This window comes from Nostoc sp. CALU 546, assembly GCF_048836525.1.
This window is the reverse complement of sequence record NZ_JAWJTF010000149.1, coordinates 1-18,256: the sequence shown is the minus strand read 5'-3', so window position 1 is coordinate 18,256 and position 18,256 is coordinate 1. Positions and strand designations below refer to the sequence as shown.

Annotated in this window: 17 protein-coding genes; 2 read left to right on the top strand and 15 right to left on the bottom strand. The window is 41.9% G+C overall.

Annotated elements, in window-relative coordinates:
• Positions 1 to 172 precede the first annotated feature (172 nt).
• From avd to RRG12_RS39360, 7 genes are all read right to left on the bottom strand, one after another.
• Positions 173 to 487, bottom strand: a complete 315-nt coding sequence (avd, locus tag RRG12_RS39390; protein ID WP_420762938.1) for a diversity-generating retroelement protein Avd — start codon at positions 485 to 487, stop codon at positions 173 to 175.
• Positions 488 to 590: 103 nt separating this feature from the next.
• On the bottom strand, positions 591 to 2,573 hold the full coding sequence (locus tag RRG12_RS39385) for a caspase, EACC1-associated type (RefSeq protein ID WP_420762937.1): 1,983 nt from the start codon (positions 2,571 to 2,573) through the stop codon (positions 591 to 593).
• Positions 2,574 to 2,966 (bottom strand): sugar ABC transporter permease, encoded by a 393-nt coding sequence (locus tag RRG12_RS39380; RefSeq protein ID WP_420762936.1) that lies wholly within the window; start codon positions 2,964 to 2,966, stop codon positions 2,574 to 2,576.
• A gap of 261 nt (positions 2,967 to 3,227) precedes the next feature.
• Positions 3,228 to 3,635: a type II toxin-antitoxin system VapC family toxin gene (locus tag RRG12_RS39375; RefSeq protein WP_420762935.1), complete on the bottom strand. Its 408-nt coding sequence runs from the start codon at positions 3,633 to 3,635 to the stop codon at positions 3,228 to 3,230.
• Positions 3,616 to 3,879: a hypothetical protein gene (locus RRG12_RS39370; RefSeq protein WP_420762934.1), complete on the bottom strand. Its 264-nt coding sequence runs from the start codon at positions 3,877 to 3,879 to the stop codon at positions 3,616 to 3,618. Before RRG12_RS39370 ends, RRG12_RS39375 begins: the two co-directional genes overlap by 20 nt.
• Positions 3,880 to 3,958: 79 nt before the next feature.
• Entirely contained in the window at positions 3,959 to 4,096 is a 138-nt protein-coding gene (locus tag RRG12_RS39365; protein WP_420762933.1) for a hypothetical protein, read from the bottom strand.
• A 31-nt stretch (positions 4,097 to 4,127) separates the two neighbouring features.
• The gene (locus RRG12_RS39360; protein WP_420762932.1) at positions 4,128 to 4,865 is read right to left on the bottom strand and encodes a Ycf66 family protein; all 738 of its coding nucleotides are present in this window, start codon (positions 4,863 to 4,865) and stop codon (positions 4,128 to 4,130) included.
• A 216-nt stretch (positions 4,866 to 5,081) separates the two neighbouring features.
• Here RRG12_RS39360 and gndA point away from each other — a divergent pair, with 216 nt between their 5' ends.
• Positions 5,082 to 6,512 (top strand): NADP-dependent phosphogluconate dehydrogenase, encoded by a 1,431-nt coding sequence (gndA, locus tag RRG12_RS39355; protein ID WP_420762931.1) that lies wholly within the window; start codon positions 5,082 to 5,084, stop codon positions 6,510 to 6,512.
• A gap of 370 nt (positions 6,513 to 6,882) precedes the next feature.
• Here gndA and RRG12_RS39350 read toward each other — a convergent pair whose 3' ends face one another.
• Both RRG12_RS39350 and cax read right to left on the bottom strand, forming a co-directional pair.
• Entirely contained in the window at positions 6,883 to 8,022 is a 1,140-nt protein-coding gene (locus RRG12_RS39350) for a protein kinase domain-containing protein (protein ID WP_420762930.1), read from the bottom strand.
• Positions 8,023 to 8,236: 214 nt separating this feature from the next.
• Entirely contained in the window at positions 8,237 to 9,328 is a 1,092-nt protein-coding gene (gene cax / locus RRG12_RS39345) for a calcium/proton exchanger (RefSeq protein ID WP_069067813.1), read from the bottom strand.
• Positions 9,329 to 9,973: 645 nt separating this feature from the next.
• On the opposite strand from cax, the gene RRG12_RS39340 reads away from it, so the two are divergent.
• Positions 9,974 to 12,730, top strand: coding sequence for a DUF3536 domain-containing protein (locus RRG12_RS39340; protein WP_420762929.1), 2,757 nt, complete (start codon positions 9,974 to 9,976; stop codon positions 12,728 to 12,730).
• Positions 12,731 to 13,132: 402 nt separating this feature from the next.
• Here the strand turns inward: RRG12_RS39340 and RRG12_RS39335 are convergent, their stop codons facing one another.
• The 6 genes from RRG12_RS39335 to RRG12_RS39310 all read right to left on the bottom strand — a co-directional run bounded on the left by RRG12_RS39335 (position 13,133) and on the right by RRG12_RS39310 (position 17,932).
• Entirely contained in the window at positions 13,133 to 13,378 is a 246-nt protein-coding gene (locus RRG12_RS39335; RefSeq protein ID WP_420762928.1) for a hypothetical protein, read from the bottom strand.
• Between the two features lie 35 nt (positions 13,379 to 13,413).
• Positions 13,414 to 13,659 carry an HNH endonuclease gene (locus RRG12_RS39330; protein ID WP_420762927.1) on the bottom strand — a complete coding sequence of 82 codons (246 nt, stop codon included), beginning with the start codon at positions 13,657 to 13,659 and terminating at the stop codon, positions 13,414 to 13,416.
• Between the two features lie 4 nt (positions 13,660 to 13,663).
• Positions 13,664 to 14,761 carry a Gfo/Idh/MocA family protein gene (locus tag RRG12_RS39325; RefSeq protein ID WP_420762926.1) on the bottom strand — a complete coding sequence of 366 codons (1,098 nt, stop codon included), beginning with the start codon at positions 14,759 to 14,761 and terminating at the stop codon, positions 13,664 to 13,666.
• Between the two features lie 169 nt (positions 14,762 to 14,930).
• The gene (locus RRG12_RS39320) at positions 14,931 to 15,398 is read right to left on the bottom strand and encodes a DUF4870 domain-containing protein (RefSeq protein WP_420762925.1); all 468 of its coding nucleotides are present in this window, start codon (positions 15,396 to 15,398) and stop codon (positions 14,931 to 14,933) included.
• 73 nt (positions 15,399 to 15,471) lie between these two features.
• Positions 15,472 to 16,647, bottom strand: coding sequence for a DUF1822 family protein (locus RRG12_RS39315; RefSeq protein ID WP_420762924.1), 1,176 nt, complete (start codon positions 16,645 to 16,647; stop codon positions 15,472 to 15,474).
• A 124-nt stretch (positions 16,648 to 16,771) separates the two neighbouring features.
• On the bottom strand, positions 16,772 to 17,932 hold the full coding sequence (locus RRG12_RS39310; protein ID WP_420762923.1) for a sigma-70 family RNA polymerase sigma factor: 1,161 nt from the start codon (positions 17,930 to 17,932) through the stop codon (positions 16,772 to 16,774).
• Positions 17,933 to 18,256 lie beyond the last annotated feature (324 nt).

The window sequence follows — 18,256 nt, the reverse complement described above, 5'->3', positions numbered from 1 at the left end:
AGGAAATGCTTATCAAGCTAGGTTTTTAGGACTTGTGTGTATCTCCGTACCCCTTACTTAAGGGGGATTTAGGGGGATCGAGATATGTGCAACTTCACATTAAATTGGTATAAACTTGCTGGTGGAATATTTTTTAATTGGAAATACTTGGTTTAATTTTTTGCTGTTTTATTCATCCACCCAAATCATTGCCAATATCATTTAAAAGTTTTTGAGCATATTCATAACGCTCTGTCTTAATTAAGTCAAATTCTAAAAGTAGGCGAGTTTGATAGCGTAAAATATCTAGCTTACTATTCAATAATTCTAAATGGGCTAATTTCTGTTTAGCATACCGTGCTATGATCAAAATATCTAATAAATTGTATAGTTCTGTAATAATCCGATTTCCTAGCAAAAATTTATGATCTCTAGGAAGCCGATTTAAAATTGGCACATACCACTTGATTAAATCGTAAGTTTTTTGTATTATTGGTAAATCACTCATCCATACAAAATTAAATAAAAAATTGATCGCGCAGAGCGCGAGACATTAAGAAGGGTAAAGAAATAAAGAGCAAAGTGCTAAAGGGCAAGAGTGTAAAGGGATACTAAGTCCTGCCACGAACCAACACAACCCGAAAACCCACGTGGTTGCTACGACCGACACGCGTGCGACAGCTGCGATACGCCGAGCGGCAATTCCTCGGAGCGTTGACCCACGAACCACCACGCAGCAGCCGATTTTGATTATCATTATCAACTAACCAAGCGCTTCCGTTTTTTGGCGCTCCGTTATAATTTTCGTGCCACTCATCCTGACACCATTCCCAAATATTACCATGCATATCAAATAAACCAAAGGGGTTAGCAGGAAATTTCCCCACATCCGTTGTTTGCTCACGATATTTGCCCTTTGTCCCCTGAGCATAATTACCTGGGTATACTGTTCCCCCAATATCCCAGTCTGTCCCCCGATAATTCGCTAAATCAGTTGTAATCGTTTCGCCAAAATAAAACGGCGTAGTCGTTCCCGCCCGACAAGCATATTCCCATTCTGCCTCACTGGGTAAGCGATAGGTTTTCTCAGTCTTTTTAGATAGTCGAGCGCAAAACTCAATTGCATCATCCCAAGAAACCTGTTCAACAGGTCGATTATCACCTTTAAAATTAGATGGTTCGGGATTTAAATCAATATTAACCTTGGGTAAGGCAGCAACGGCTTTCCATTGACTCTGAGTTACTGTAAATTTCCCCATGAAAAAGGGTTGAATGGTAACGGTGTGCTGTGGACTTTCCCTGCTAACTCTTTCTGGCTCACTCTCTGGCGAACCCATGATAAATTTACCGCCCGGAATTGCAACCATTTCCAGAACTACACCATTACCTAAGTTTTCAGCAAAAAACTCAGCCTGTCCTTTACTGCTGTTGATGGTTTGTCCTTGAGCATCCACCTTCACGATGTCAAACTCAAACTGATTGGCTTGATTTTGTTTAATGGGTTCAGGTAATAGAGGTGGTTTTGGTTGACCAATAATCCGCGCTTCTATTGATGCTACATCTTCATCTCTCAAACCTAAATGTTGCTGATAGTCTCTTAGGTCGTTTAAAGTTGTTTCACTTAGGCTCGACTCACTTTCAATTGTCTCAGCCAGTGTTGCCTCGTACTCTTCTAATTTTCTCTGATATTCTCGATATGGTTGTTGAACTTCAGCTTCAATAGCATCAGCAACATCAGGAGTAAGGTTGAAAGTTAAACGCAATGAATTTAACAGGCGACGGGCTGGAATGGTAAACCTACCGACGCGATTTAGCCGTTCTACTTGCTTGCGATATTTCAGGGTGGGGTCATCCTTGGGCGACTTTGCCAGAAAAATCCGATAACCGTCTTTAAAAGGATAAAATTCTGGTGTCATAGCGGGGGATGCTTCTTGCACTTTGCTTTTCGCATATTTATGCAGCTCATCTACCGCAATCAAGCCATCCCCGTCTATATCAGCTGCACCTTTCTCAATTCCTTCTACCAGATAGTGAGTGTAAACCGAAAGTTCCAAGCCATCGGACTCAAAAGCATATTGTGTAGAAGTGGAAGCAGTGAGAATTGCCCTTCCCTCGCCTCCTAAATGCTGTTGCAGGTCAATGATACCAGTATCTTTAGGAGTCCAACCCTTGGCAAAAGCACCACTAAAGCAGCAATCTAAAATTACTACCAGTCGCCTGGAATTGCTCTGGTTCATCCAACTATGTACATTTGTGGCTGCTACAGCTGAAGTAGGGATTAATTTTCCCTGATTTTTCCGCGTGATGGAAGTCGAGAAGTAAAAATCACCACTTTCGACTGTCACGCCATGACCAGAAAAGTATAAAAGCAGCAAATCATCTTTCTGACGATGGGCATACAAGTTATAAATAGCATCTTCCATCTCCTGCCGTTGGGGATTTTTCAGCACCGTGACATCCGCCTCGGCAAAATCACCCATTTCTGGGTTTACCAAAACTCGCCGCATTGCCTCGACATCTCTAACAGCGCTTGGTAGGGGGTTTAATCCTGGCTTGTATTCACTAATCCCTATCAACAGTGCGACTTTTGCCATTTAGCTGTTTGACTTATTGTTCAAAAAATCCTGTGCTTTCTGTAGCGCAAATTCAAACTCTTCTCGACTGCTGGCTTCGATATTGAGTTCTCTGCCATCAGGCGCTTTCACCCCGATTTTAATTGGTTTGTTGCCGAAGCGATCGCTCAAAAATTTAAACAAACTCTTGATATTAGAAGCGTTAACTTGTGCTTTTAACAATCCCCACACGAAGCCGCTGATACTCTTTGTACCCTGGGGTGCGTTTTCCACTGCAACTAAATCTGCATCTTCTACCCCATCCACTTCTCTTAACTGAGGTAGCAAATTTTCTACTTGTTTTTGCAATTCCTCATCGTCTAAACCCAGTTCAGCTAGAGAAATCGTCACCTGAACGTTAGATATTGCTACCATGATGAATCGCTTAAGTATTTTTTGGGTATTTTTTAATGATTGTATCGTTAATTTCGGCTAATTTAGTAAATATTCGGGGAGCGATATCTACAGCAAAGACTTCACCCGACGCTAATTTTGCGCCGTAACGCACCTTACAGAACTAAAATATTTGAAGCTGGGGGTATGGGAGTGCGATCGCTATATGCCCTTATTTATTTTGATGGTAGTGCGATCGCTGCATAAAATCGATAGAGTAACTTTTATCGCAATCAAAGCACGTCAAGCTTGACTCCAATCTTGCAACTCTAGTGCTTCAATTCTACCGAAATGACGCTGATTATGAGTAATCATAACTAGATTATTGGCGATCGCAACCCCAGCAATGAGCAAGTCAATATCATCGATGGGAATCCCTTGAAGGCGCAAGTTTGCGTAGATATCTGCGGCTAAGGTGACTGATTGTTCAGTAAGGGGTAAGACAGTATTTTGGGCGACAAACTCCAAAAACAAAGCGAGTTGCTTTTGGGCATCACGGTGCTTTAACCCACTGAGAATTTCGTAATAAGTGATAATACTAATGTTGATTTTACGATACGTTATCAAGTAATCCTGAAACTGAGCTACTACATTAGTATTACCACGGAAGAACAAGGACAAGATATCAGTATCAATCAATGCTGGTTTCACGGTTTTGTCTTTGAGAAAATGCTTGCTGACGACGGATAGCAATCTCGTCTGAAAATTCGCCGTATGCTTCTTCTGACATATCGCTCCAGGAACCTGCGAACTGCATGATAGCAGCAGCATTATGATTGTTAGTTTCTGAGCTTAGTCGAAATCCGTGAATCATCTCATAGAGTTGTGATAACTTAGCATCTGGGATTTGCTGCACTTCTTCTAAGACTTTAACTCTCCATTCTGAATGGTTCATTAGCTAATCTCTCCTGATTTTCCAATCTTTAATTCTAATATAAGAAAGAGACTTGCTTCTTTGGCAATAAAATATTCCATTATCCTGGAGTCTCACGCGCTTTGCGTAATTTTTCTGACAGTCGCGCCATCACCACTTCACCATCTATTACATCTCCACGTTCAATAGAAGCAAGCCCAACAGCTATTTTTTTATCTAAATTCGTGAAACCCAACATCTAATTAGGTTAACGTTGGGTTTCACAGAATTTAACTACCTTGATTAGGTGGTATTGCCTCCGGTGGCGGTTCTGCTGGGGGGGCGAGTACCGCATCCGGCGCAATTTCTTCTACGGGAATCGGTTGCTTATCCTCAATTTCTAAATCTGGTTGTGCTGCTTCCACCAATTCAGGAGATGGGGGATGTGGTGGAATCGCTTCCGGTACGCTCTCAGTTTTTGCTTCGGTGTCAGTAGTAACTGTCTCCTCTACTGGTTGTTCTGGTATGACAATAGTTTTGTCGATAATCTCAACAGCAGGTTGCTCTGATATTACAGAAATAATATCTTCAGGCTTAGGGGTTGTGGGTGTTTTTTTACTCACAGTCTCCTGCACCTTGTCTTTCGCACCACTGAAGGTACTACCCAGACCTTTTTGCAACTGGCCCAACCGTTCCTGAAGGGACAACTTATTCACCTGTTCTTGAATGCCAGTTTTTACCGTCTCAGGACTGGGTACTTGGGTTTGTTGTGCCTGTGGGGTCAGTTGGCGACGTAATGATAGAGTTTGCCAGCCAAACCAGACCAAAAGAGCCACACTAGCCACATGACCCAGCAACAAACCTCCAGTAATGCGTGGTGCAAACACCCATAAAACTAAAGCGTAGAAAAGTCCCACACCACTCCAGATAAAGTCATTCTTACGATGGATTTCTGGGAAAAAGAAAGCTGCTATGTAAATGGCTAAACTACCAAGACCCACTACCAAAGCTAGGACAAATGCCAGCATTATTTGGTTACTCCTTACTGCGTCCTTTAATTATTTCAATTTTGCAAATTTTGTCAGTCAATTGTTGATTTAGATACAATTTAAAATTAATTATCCATGTTAGTTGTGGATTTTTGTCGTTTATATCAAGTCTTAAGGTCTTCTTTAGGGGAGAACGGAAAATATCGGACTACCCTTATAGGTAAAGGATCTGCAAGAGTTAGCCAGAAATTTTTTATGACACTACAAAGCTTTGGTGTGATTGGATTAGCCGTTATGGGTGAGAACATCGCTCTCAACGTGGAGCGCAATGGCTTCCCAATTGCAGTTTACAACCGCTCCCGCGAAAAAACGGATGCGTTTATGGCGCAGCGTGCTACAGGACGGAACGTCAAAGCCGCCTTTACTCTAGAAGAATTCGTTGCCTTATTGGAACGTCCCCGCAAAATTCTAGTAATGGTGCAAGCTGGTAAGCCAGTGGATGCGGTGATTGCTCAACTCAAACCCTTGTTAGAAGAAGGCGATATCATTATCGACGGTGGCAACTCTTGGTTTGAAGATACGGAACGCCGCACTCAGGAATTAGAACCTACTGGGCTTCGGTATCTTGGTATGGGTGTCAGTGGCGGTGAAGAAGGGGCGTTGAATGGCCCATCTCTGATGCCTGGAGGTACAACAAGCTCTTACGAGTTTCTATCACCAATTTTCAACAAAATTGCTGCCCAAGTCGATGATGGCCCTTGTGTAACCTATATTGGCCCTGGTGGTTCTGGCCACTATGTAAAAATGGTACACAACGGCATTGAGTACGGCGATATGCAGCTAATTGCTGAAGCCTACGACTTGCTGAAAAATGTCGCTGGATTAAACCCCAGTCAGCTACATGACGTGTTTGCTGAATGGAACACCACCGATGAACTCGATTCATTTTTGATTGAGATTACGAAGAATATCTTCCCATATATTGACCCAGACACAAATCAACCCCTGGTCGATTTGATTGTTGACGCTGCCGGTCAAAAGGGAACTGGACGGTGGACTGTGCAAACTGCATTGGAATTAGGAGTCTCTATTCCTACAATTACAGCAGCAGTTAATGCCCGGATTATATCTTCGATTAAAGAGGAGCGGGTAGCAGCATCGAAAGTCCTCACAGGCCCCAGTGGCAAGTATGACGGGCAAACTAAGGACTTTATCAACAAAGTACGCGATGCTCTCTATTGCTCAAAAATCTGTTCTTATGCTCAAGGGATGGCGTTGCTATCCACAGCTTCCAAAACATATAACTGGAATTTGAATCTGGGCGAAATGGCGCGGATTTGGAAAGGTGGTTGTATTATTCGCGCTCGCTTCTTGAATAAGATTAAGAAGGCTTTTAGCGAAAATCCAGCTTTGCCTAACTTGCTGTTAGCTCCCGAATTTAAGCAGACAATTCTCGACAGACAGACTGCTTGGCGGGAAGTGATTGCGACAGCTGCAACAGTGGGAATTCCAGTACCCGCATTTAGCGCATCCTTGGATTATTTTGACAGCTATCGCCGCGATCGCTTGCCCCAAAATCTAACTCAAGCACAACGCGACTACTTTGGCGCACATACTTACCTGCGTCTTGATAAACCCGGAAGCTTCCATACCGAATGGGTTCCCATTGCTGAATCTAAGAAGTAACCTTTTAAACTTCTAAATTCTCAATTTACTGAAAAAGTTTAGACTGTTTCAGAATAAATATTACAAGTGGCTCTGAGTTTCAGAGTCACTTTCTTTTTCATGCTGAGTTAAATGCAAAATAAAACTGCTGTATCTTATACCAATTTGAAAAAAGAATGCGACAAATAGACCATTTGTAGAGACGCGATTCATCGCGTCTTTACCCAATGATGTGTTGCAATCATTAATTGAATGGGTATTATTGATTGATTTTAAGGCAATACTCTTGGGCTAAGGGTTATTGGTGTAGGTAATTGGTCTTTGAAGAAGACGCGATAAATCGTCGTCTCTACATGAGGGTTTTGTTGCTCATTCTGAACTATATTGGATTTTAAGGATTATTATTACCAAGATATTTGGCTTTTAATTCTTCTAATTCTTCATCTATTCTATTGTTACTAGAAAGCTGAGGTGTGGGGTTTTGTGGTTGTATTTTATTTGCTTGAGGTTTGTTACCACCCATAAATTGGGTTTTCATTTCTTCTAATTCCCGATCGAGTTGACTAGGAGATTTCGATACAAAATTGGGTGGAGAATTTGGTGGTGATTGAGGGATAGGCTTTGGTGCTATTGCTGGTTTTGCTGCTGCTGGCGAGTATTTATTTAAGTCTTTGAGAACTTCATCTACTGTTTGATAACGCCGAATCGGAATACTTTCTAGCATCTTGTTGAGAATGTGACTCAACTGATTACTAACAGGAGTTTGCAAGTATTGCTGCCATATCCAAGTATCGTTGTTGGTATCATAAGAATCGAAAGGCGATCGCACTGTTAATAAATTAATACAAGTCGCACCCAAACTGTAAATATCACTGGCAAAAATAGCCCTACCTCTCATTTGTTCAGGTGCAACATATTCTGGACTCCCAATACTAGTACCAGTTCTATTTAAGGCAGTACCAGTAGCAGATTTAGCAGCACCAAAATCTACTAATACTAGTTTGCGATCGCTCTCGCGTAAAATAATGTTTTCTGGCTTAATATCGCGGTGAATTACGTGTCTAGTATGACAAAATTGCAAAACTGGTAATAAATCACTTAGTAATTGCCAGATTTGTATTTCACTAAAAGCACCTCTATGTGCCAATTCCTGAGCTAAGTTTTGTCCGTCGATAAATTCTTGTACAAGATACTGCCGATTTTCTTGGGTAAAATATGCCAGTAGTTCTGGAATTTGAGGATGTTTGCCCAATTCATCTAATTGCACAGCTTCTTGGTTAAATAACTCTACGGCTTTGGCAAGAGTGTTAGTGCCTTGGGATTGGGGATAAAATTGCTTAATTACGCAGCGTGGTTTTGAGGGTTTATCCTCATCCACAGCTAAGAAGGTTTTGCCAAAACCACCTTGTCCGATTGGTTTGATCGCACGGTAACGTTCTTTGAGGAGTAACTTGGAACCACAAGTCACGCAAAAATTTACATGATTAGGATTTTCAGGCTTGGGACAGTGGGGATTAAGGCAGTAGCTCATACAGGCGATCGCTCTTATATCTCTTTATTTTACTGGCGTTGAGGATGTGGACTTCTCCGAATCCGTTAAACTATGAGCGATGTCTACGACGGGCTACGCCTACGCACTGCTTAACTAGTACAGCACGGCGGAAACAAACATACCATTTCAAATGGCGCAAAAGCTTAGAATACAATTCTTTTGACTTTTAACTTTTGACTTCCGCCTTGCGGTACTAGCCTATACCTTCTATAACTGGATGGAAGTAGAAGGCGAATCCCAACACTGTATAGGTAGCTAATAACAAAGTGCCTTCCAGCCAATTGGACTTACCATCAGAACTAATACTGTTTGCAATCAACACTGACGCAACCACAGCTACTAATTCAAAGGGTTGGAAATCTAAATCCATCGGTTTACCCATTATCCGCCCTGCTATCACCAACACGGGCGCGACAAACAAGGCAATCTGCATACTTGATCCCACCGCTACTGAAAGGGAAAGATCCATTTTATTTTTCATCGCCACGGTGACTGCTGTGGCGTGTTCAGCCGCGTTACCCACGATGGGAACCAAAATCACCCCTGTAAACAGCGCCGTCAAACCTAGCTGAGATGTGGCCACTTCCAGAGAATCTACTAGCATTTCTGACTCAAATGCCACTAGCAAGGTGCATACTAGCAACACGCCAACCCACAACATCATATTTGGTTTAGCATGAGGGATTTCCTCTTCTTCTGTCTCTGCTACACCCACATCATATAGATAGGAGTGGGTTTTCATCGAAAATAGCAGCGTTAAGGCATAAACCAGGATTAACACTACAGCAACAGCAATAGAAAAATTTTGCAGTGTTTGTTCGTTAATTCCTTGAGAGGTATAATTCATGGCTGTTGGCATCAAAATGGCAATCACTGCCAAATTCATGGAATCAGCATTCACCCGCGCCACAATTGGCTGAAATGTCTGTTCTTTGTAGCGCAGTCCTCCCAAAAGCATGGAAAAACCCATCACCAATAGTAAGTTGCTAATAATTGATCCCGTGATGCTGGCTTTGACTACATCTATTAATCCAGCGTTCAGCGCTACTAGGGCGATGATTAGTTCTGTAGCATTGCCAAAGGTGGCGTTTAACAAGCCCCCCAATGATGGCCCGACTACGACAGCAATTTCTTCTGTAGCTGTACCCATCCAAGCTGCTAAGGGCAGAATTGCTAATCCAGCTGTAATGAAAACTATCAATTCTCCCCATTCCAGAAAGTGGGCTGCTACAGAAACCGGGATAAACAGTAGTAAAACGAAAAGAATAATGTTTTTGGTTGACATTTGTTGTCTTAAGTTGAAGGTATCATTCACAGCGAGCAATCCTAAATTTTAAATTTGGAGTGTTGAATTAACAATCACTTTCACTCATCACTCCGATATGATACTCTCAACCGTCTGTAGAGCAATTCAGGAATTGTACTGTTTTCACCTCACTGCTCTGTATGTAAAATTCGATTGCGATATAATGAGTTTTTGTAATCTTTTGTTGCAAAACTATGAAATTGAGCCAAAATATTACACCAAAAATGGGGTTTAATGTATTAAAAGACAATTAAAATTTTGATTAGCGCTGCTAACGAGAAACCCCTAACTAAGGCCTTGTTCAATGGCTAATTACTTTGAGCCTTCAGGGAAAGGGCTGTGCGATAACGCAGATTTCCCACTACAATGAAAACGCTTTGTCAAAAATTTTGTTGTATTCCATAGTTGTTCTTTATACCGGATTTTGTGTAAAAACCATTGTAGAAAGGTTTATCGAAACAGAATTCAGGAGTCAGCAGCCAGAATTTAGAATGAATTTTGTGCGACTGGTGGATAGCGCAGCGTTAGCTCATCCTGGAGCGTCCTCATTCTGACTCCTGAATTATTCTTCAAGCACAATGTTTTTGGTACAACTACAAGTTTTTTGTTTTGGATTAAATATACATGACTTCTGCTGCTGAAATGCCAGCTAGCTCTGGCTCAACGTTAACATTACATTCAGATCCCAAAAACACCAAAGAAACCGATCCCCTGAGAAAGGCTAATGGTGTTTATGTGACGGTGCATGGTCATTTTTACCAGCCACCAAGGGAAAACCCTTATCTGGACGCAATTGAACGCCAACCGAGCGCTGCACCTTTCCATGACTGGAATGAGCGGATTCATTGGGAATGTTATCGTCCGAATGCCTTTGCCAGAGTCTTAAATGACCAAGGCGAAGTGGTGAAGATCGTTAATAATTATGAGTATTTCAGTTTTAATATTGGGCCAACGTTGATGTCGTGGCTAGAACGCTACGATGTGGAGGTTTATCAGCGGATTTTAGAGGCGGATGCTAAGAGTAGCGATCGCTTGCATGGTCACGGCAATGCGATCGCGCAAGTATACAATCACATCATCATGCCTCTGGCGAATGAACGCGACAAATATACCCAAATTCGCTGGGGTAAAGAAGACTTCCGCTCCCGCTTTGGCCGTGATCCCGAAGGAATGTGGCTAGCGGAAACTGGTGTGGATTATGCCACCCTAGAAGCCCTTGTGGCTGAGGGTATTCGCTTCATTATCCTTGCACCATCTCAAGCACTACGTTGTCGTCCCGTCCCCACTCCAGATCATCCCCATCCTGAATGGCACGAAGTCGGTGGTAGTCAGATTGATCCCACCCGTCCCTATCGTTGTTATTTGAAGCCAACGCTAGACACTTCATCTTCACCTCTAAGTTCGATCAAGGAAGGGAATAGGGAATTGGGAGTAGGGAATGGGGATAGTAACCACTCCCAACTCCCGACTCCCGACTCCCTCCCCTACATTGATATCTTCTTCTACGATGGCCCGATATCGCGGGATATGGGTTTTAGTGATGTTGTTTATAATTCCAGTCGCTTTGCTGGACGTATCGGTTCAGCAGTCCGTGGGGATCATCGTCAAACACAGTTAATCTCTGTGGCGACAGATGGGGAAACCTTCGGACATCACAAAAAGGGAACTGAGAAAACTTTAGCCTACGCCTTTACTAAAGAATTTCCTCAACAGGGTTGGACGGTAACGAACTTCGCCCACTACCTCAGCTTAAATTCTCCCAGTTGGGAAGTGGAATTAAAGTCAGTCACAGCCTGGAGTTGCGCCCACGGTGTAGATAGATGGCAAGATGACTGTGGTTGCGGTGGAGAAGGCTCAGTTTGGCATCAGAAATGGCGTCGTCCCCTGCGGGATGCCCTAAATTGGCTGCGGGATCAGTTAACTGAGGTGTATGAAGAACATGGTAGGCAGTTATTTCGTGATCCCTGGCAAACACGAGATGAATATATCCAAGTATTGCGCGATCGCTCTGCTACCAATGTCAACCGATTCCTAGCCCGTCATCAAACCCACAAACTAACCGCCGCCGAACAAGTAGATGCGCTACGCCTATTAGAAATGCAGCGTCACGCTTTGTTGATGTTCACTAGTTGCGGTTGGTTTTTTGAAGAAATTTCCCGTCCAGAGGGGACACAAATTCTGCGCTACGCTGGCCGTGCTTTGGAATTGGCAGGGGAAGTGGCTGGTGTGCAGTTGGAAAAAGGCTTCGTCAAACGTCTTGGTTTAGCCCCCAGCAATGTGGATGACTTCAAACACGGTGGCGAAATTTATCGGCAACTCGTGTTAACTGCCCAGCTTGGCTTTAAGCAAGTAGCAGCCCATTACGCTATTACTTCCCTATTTACCAATCACAAACCAGCAGAAACGCACAATTCCTTACCGAGAAAAGATGCTGCTGATCAACAGTCTCAGCGTTACCACAAAAAGGTTTATTGCTACGCTGCCAATGAGCTAGATTACCAACTGCAACGGATGGGATCGCTAACTCTGGCTGTAGGAAATTTAAAGCTGGTATCAGAGATTACTTGGGAAAGTGAGCATTTGGTATTTGCTGTTCTGCATTTGGGAGGCTGGGATTTCCACTGCTGCATTCAACAATTTACTGGGCGGCGTGACTACAGCCAATTAAAAGAAAAGCTGTTTGGGGCACTAAAACAAGCTAGCGCGGCTCATACTATCTTGGTGATGACGCAGCTATTTGGGGAAGAAGCTTTCAGTTTACAGAATCTATTTGCTGAAGAACGCCACCGGATTATGCGGCTGCTTAGTCAGGAAACACTGACACGTTTAGGACAGTTGTATACTCAAGCGTACCGTGATAATTATGGTGTGCTGATGGCATTTCATCGAGATGAATTAGCAGTACCGCAAGAATTGCAGGTAGCAGCAGATATTGCTTTAGGGCATCGTTGTTTGATGACATTGCGATCGCTTGAGCAAGATATCGCTGATCCCCAAAAGAGTTGGAGTCACATCTTAGAATTGGAAGCGATCGCAACTGAAGCAAAACATCTGCGTTGTCGGTTGAATATTCCCGACGGTAAACAGATGTTAGAACAGTTAATCGCGCGATCGCTCTGGCAATTGTTGCACGATGCCAATGGTAGCTTTAATGCAGATATCCAACTGTTGGAGCGATTGATTGATGTCGGGGATCAACTGAATATTGATGTTTCCCTACAGCGATCGCAGGAACTATATTTTAGTTGTCTGCACAGTCAGATCGAGCCGGTGTGTATTACTAGCGTTGGGAATGAAGGAGATAATCAGTGTCTTCAATTGCTCAAGTTGGGTAAAAAGTTAGCCGTTGATGTCAGCATGATCTCAAATCAGTTGGGATAGATTTAGACACGCACAGCGGTGCATTGATATCAACTTAAGTCAAAAACCTCGTTCCTAATCGGAAACTGGGAACGAGGTCAATTTTTGGTTAAGTCAATTGGGGTAAAATTTTTATACCAATTTGAAAAAAGAATGCGACAAATAGACCATTTGTAGAGACGCGATGAATCGCGTCTTTACCCAATGATGTGTTGAAATCATTAATTAAATGGGTATTAAATAGAGAGAAGGGGAAAATTTTCCCCTTCTCTTTTTAACGAACTTTGGGGGTTTAAGTTTTAGCCTTTGAAGGGCAGCGCGAATTGAAGCCTAAGCTAAATCCCCGGATGCTCTCTACGAGACGCTAAAAGCGAACGCAAACTCGGTAACACAAAACGTAATTGCGAATTGGTTTAATTGCTTTTACTTAATCTGGGAGCGATCGCAATGGTAGGGATAAAGCCACTCACACCTGAAGAGTCCGTGGGTATGTTTTTCAAAAAAGGTTCCTGCGTGGCGGCTACGTGATATATCGATCCCAGCTTTAGTTTTAATCTCATATAGCCAGGGAAAAGCTACTACTAAAACAGCAATGAAAGTAAAGACGTAGAAAAACGTAGTTTTTATGTTGAGGAATTTTGGCGAATTGCTATTGTGATTTTGAGGCATAGAAATAAGAAACGAATAGCTCATACCATCGTAACCTAAAGCTGAAAATATCGCCGGAAACGAGGATCAATTTTGTCTGTTTTCTGCTGATTGCAGGTAAAACAAAGAGTTTGGAGATTGCTGATATCGTTTTGACCGCCAAGGGCAAGGGGAATGATATGGTCAATGCTAAGGTTAGTTTCTACAGTGGTTTTACCGCAGCTTTGGCATTGATATTTGTCACGTTGAAAAACATAAATTCTGACTTCGGGTGGAATATGAATGCGAGGAGTTTTGCTCATTTCTTTAGTTACGAAGAAAACCTTCCAAGCTGGGTACATCTATCCAACTTGCTTTGGTATGAGATTCATGGGATAAATCCATCAACAACTGAGAATAAATTCCTTCTCGTAGGGATGGTGTAATTTCCTGATTGCGGTCAATTCCTTGCACCCATTGGTCTACTACGCGGATAAATGCAGAAATGCGTCCATCAGCATAATTTTTGGGGAAAATTAACCGATTTGGTATTTCTATTTCCGTGAGAGATTTACCTGGCTGGGAACCCCAAACACGAAAACCATGTATATAATCTTTTTGATTTTCACTGCCCACTATTAATGTACCGCGATCGCCATATACTTCTATCCAATGGGTTCTTGGTGCATGAACAACTGCACTAATAGAAAGTTGGCAAGGTGTACCATTAGCTAATTCCAGCGTTAATATACAGTTGTCATCTGTATTCACTGGCTTGGATTCGCCACTAACAGGGTCAACTCGCGTAGGAATAGCAGTAGTTAAATGGGCGTTTAATCTACGGACTGGCCCGAATAACCAGTGAATATAATCGAAGGCGTGGGAACCTAAAGATCCTAATGCACCACCTCCTTTATCCTTGTCAGAATACCAATTCCAAGGGCGTGAAGTATCAGCACGAGAAGAACCTAACCAATCAATTTTAATTAAGCGTAACTTACCCACATAATCTTCTGACAATAACTCAGCAAATAACTGCCATGCTGGGACAAAGCGAAATTCAAAATCTACAGTTGCAATTACGCTTTTTGCTTTCGCTAATTGATAAAGTTCTTTAGCTTCAATTGCATTTAAAGTTGTTGGTTTTTCTAGTAATAAATGTTTCCCAGCTTGCAGTACAGTTTTTGCCATTTCATAGTGCAAAAAGGGTGGTGTCGAGATGCTGACTGCTTGCACTTCAGGTAATGCCACAATCTCTGCAAGTGAGTCAGAGGCATGGCGGATATTATGGGATTCTGCTATGGCTTTAGCTTTATTTATATCTCGATGATAAACAGCAACTACCTCAGTGCGAGGATGTGCTTGAAATCCAGGAATGTGGACTTTTTGACCAAATCCCGTGCCTGCGATCGCAACTCCAATCATATTATTATTTACTCCCAGATTTATACAAGTTATTATTTATTTAATAATATCATTTTGTCTATTATATCGTTTAAGATTATATTATACTGAAACTCTATATCATAAAGTAAGCAAATAAAAATATAACATTTTAATGTTTATTTGAGAATAATCGATATTAAATCATTTCTTATCGTAAAAATCTAACTGTTAAAGGGTAACGATAATGCTCTCCATTGTAAGCTTTGACAGCCGCAAAAGTTACTAAGAATGATTGTAGTAATAGCTTTAATGAAATTAAAGATATAAGAAAAAATAATAAGCTGTCTAAAGTAGTTTTAATTTCATTAAATGAACCATTGGTAGCCAGTGCTAGACTAAAGCTAATTAACAATAAAAACAAGGAGATTACTATAAAAATCAAAGTATATAATGTTAACGAGATTTGAAAATTCAGTGATTCCTTCCCCTGTAAATCAATCCAGGGATATTGTGATTTTTTAAATTTCCAGATGAGGAGTGGGGCTAAAAGATTGAGAGGTAAATATAAAGGGATACCAATAAATACCAAAAAACATAATAATATCCATCCCAATAAAGCTGATAAATGACACAACATCGCCCATATACGCATTTGTTGTTTAGGTTTTGCTCTCATGGCTTTTTATGTGTAAGTGGATTTACCAGACAGTTCTCCACTGTAATTATCTATAAAAAAGCCAAATAAGAGTTTAAAATCTGAGTATTTCTCGGTCATAATTTTCGGGAAGAGGTTCTATTTCCCAGACTATGCCTTCTCCAGGCAGCAGCGCAACTTCTACGTAAAGTTGTTCTACAGCAGATATAGCAATATCTTCGTTGTTGGGAAAAGGCTGTAAATCTTCAGTGAGTAGTCGGAGTTTAAAACCACCAGGAATAGCTGCACCCACTGTCAGGTTGCGTAACTCAAAGCGCCAAACAGTCGCGTCTGGTTCGTCTTGTGGTGTAATCAGCAATTCATAGATTTGACCTGCGATCGCCAGTTCACGAGATAAAATAGATTCTGGTTGCCTTTGGTCAACACTCCGCGCCCCGGCCGCACTCAGTTGTAAATCAAAGCTTCCCCAACCGGCAGCTTCAGCAACTTGAGAAACACCGCTTTGCAACCATTGAAGAACCGACCACTGTTCTGGTAGTCCCAAGCGTCGTTGATATAAGCTTTTTCGCCAACCGCCATGTTCAATTAACCCTCCCCATAATTGAAAAGGGATAGCTAGTCTCGGTGTAAGTATTTCTGGATTTCCCAGACGGCTAATTAAGTTTTGTGCTTGTGGTTGCGGTATGGCAAGAATCTCTTGAATAGCGCTACGTGTTGATTCTTCTAAACAAAGTTGCCGCGCCACAGTTAAAACACTGATATCATTGATGATGTCGGCAGCATCAAGAGAATAAGTGCGATCGCCTGGATCATAACTACCCTGAGATTTGAGTTGTGTATGGGTGCAATAACCCCAAACTCTAACATAGCCTTCATCTGGTTCTACCTGCACAGCTAAGTAGTAATCACCTACCCAACTCGGAATATCTACCCATTCTTGCGGTACTCGCAATTCGCTTAAATCAATTGTCTCACTGGGAATCAAGATAAATCGAGTTGCATCTAAGGTGATTGCGGTTCCATTTACTATTTCCCAGAAACTCGATAAAACAGTTGTATTTGGCCAGACCTTTGCTTGAGGCGTGAAATCTTCTTGTAACCATAGCAAAATAGCACTTAGGCAAAGTTCATTAATATAACCTTGATAGCCAGAAATGGGGTTAGAAAAAGATTGACTGTAAACATCCGCTTGACTTTGGGTGGCGGTGGGGATTTCTAAAATCAGGTCAGTTGGGTTAGCAAAAGTAAATATAGTAGTGTTGGTAGTCATGGGGATTAGGGATTGGGGATTAGGGATTGAGGATTAGGGATTGGGGGAGAGGTTACAGGTGAAAGGTGATAGGGAATAAATAATCTGTACCCTGTAACCTGTACCCTATTCCCTTCTTCACTCCCTAGTAATAATTTCTCAGCCATTCCTCCATGACTGTATTTATATTTTTGAGTAGGTCTGAAGTAATAGAAATATGCAAATTATCTTGACTCCAGTTAGCCAAAGACCGCAACAAAGCTTCCTGCGCTTTTTTTAGTCGCCGCGAGACAGTATATTGCTGCATTTGTAATTGTTTGGCAATTTTGTCTTGAGTTAGTTCTTGCCCGTAGTAAAGTTGTACAATCTCTTGTAATTGCGGTTCAAGTTGAGCGATCGCTACAACTAAAACTTTGTTAATCTCAGTTTGCTGAGAAATTCTAGTTTGTTCTTCTTCTTGGGTGACAATTTCATTGATTAGAGATTCTTGTTGACCTCCCGTAAGATTGTCCAACCACTCCCAGGAATCATCGCCGCCTTTGGGAGTATTCAGAGACTCCGGGGTGGGATAACAATACTTGCGGACAGATTTAGCAGCATTTAGCAGCCATTTTTCCAAAGTTTGGGGATTGACTTGCTGACTACTTTGTGAATTATAAGCTTTAGCGATCGCTTCCCAAACTTTATCGTCGGGTCGAGAAAGTTGGCGAGAAGTACCAGTTTTTGTAGGAATATATAGGGTTGTGAAACAATTCCAAGCAAGGATATAAGCATTAATATTCTCTGGGGATAAGCCAGCATTTTGCAAAGACTCCACCAAAAGCTTTTTAGTGATTTTTCGCAACAGTCCCCAATCTGTACAAATGTCAACTTCCCTCTTTTGGCGCAAAGTTTCGCGGATAGCACCGCTAAAGATGGCATTGGCGTAGTTTTTTAAGGTAAAACCTTGATTAGGGTTAAAACCTTTGAGGACTTTATCAACTTGTGCGATCGCAATCTGAAAACAGTCTGACAGTTTATACTGAGTACTGGCAAAACTAGTAACCGTCTTTTGAGATACCCAATAGCAAGGTTCTTGCAAATAAGCTATGAGATGTTGCCTAGCGATTGACTCAGTTTCGGGAAGCTGCCAAAACTTATACCAATAAAGTGCCCAAAAGTATTCAGAAGTTTCTTGTGGCGTGCGGTTTAGACAACTTTGAATGCTGCGACGCAAATTTGATTCCGTCCCCCAACGACTAAAGCGTTCGCCAGCAAACTGCACAAAAGTTGAAAATATTTCAATGATGCCTTGTCGAGGTTGCATAAAAATTGGAAAATCCCAAATTAAATCTAGTACACTGTGGCGGAAGTTAGCTTATTTTATAACAAAGGGTTTAATACCAATTCTCTGTAAAGCTGCGTATTATTTTGACCCCTCCCAACCTCCCCTTTATAAGGCTACGGTGTACACACAAGTCAAATTACCCCCCTTAATCCCCCCTTGGAAAGCTACGGTGTACACACAAGTCAAAAAAAGATCAATTTCTCATTGTTCGCTGGTTTATCTCGTTCCTATGCTCTGCATAGGAATGCCTGATTAGAGGCTCTGCCTCTAGTCAGATATTGAGTCAGAGACTCAATGAATGCA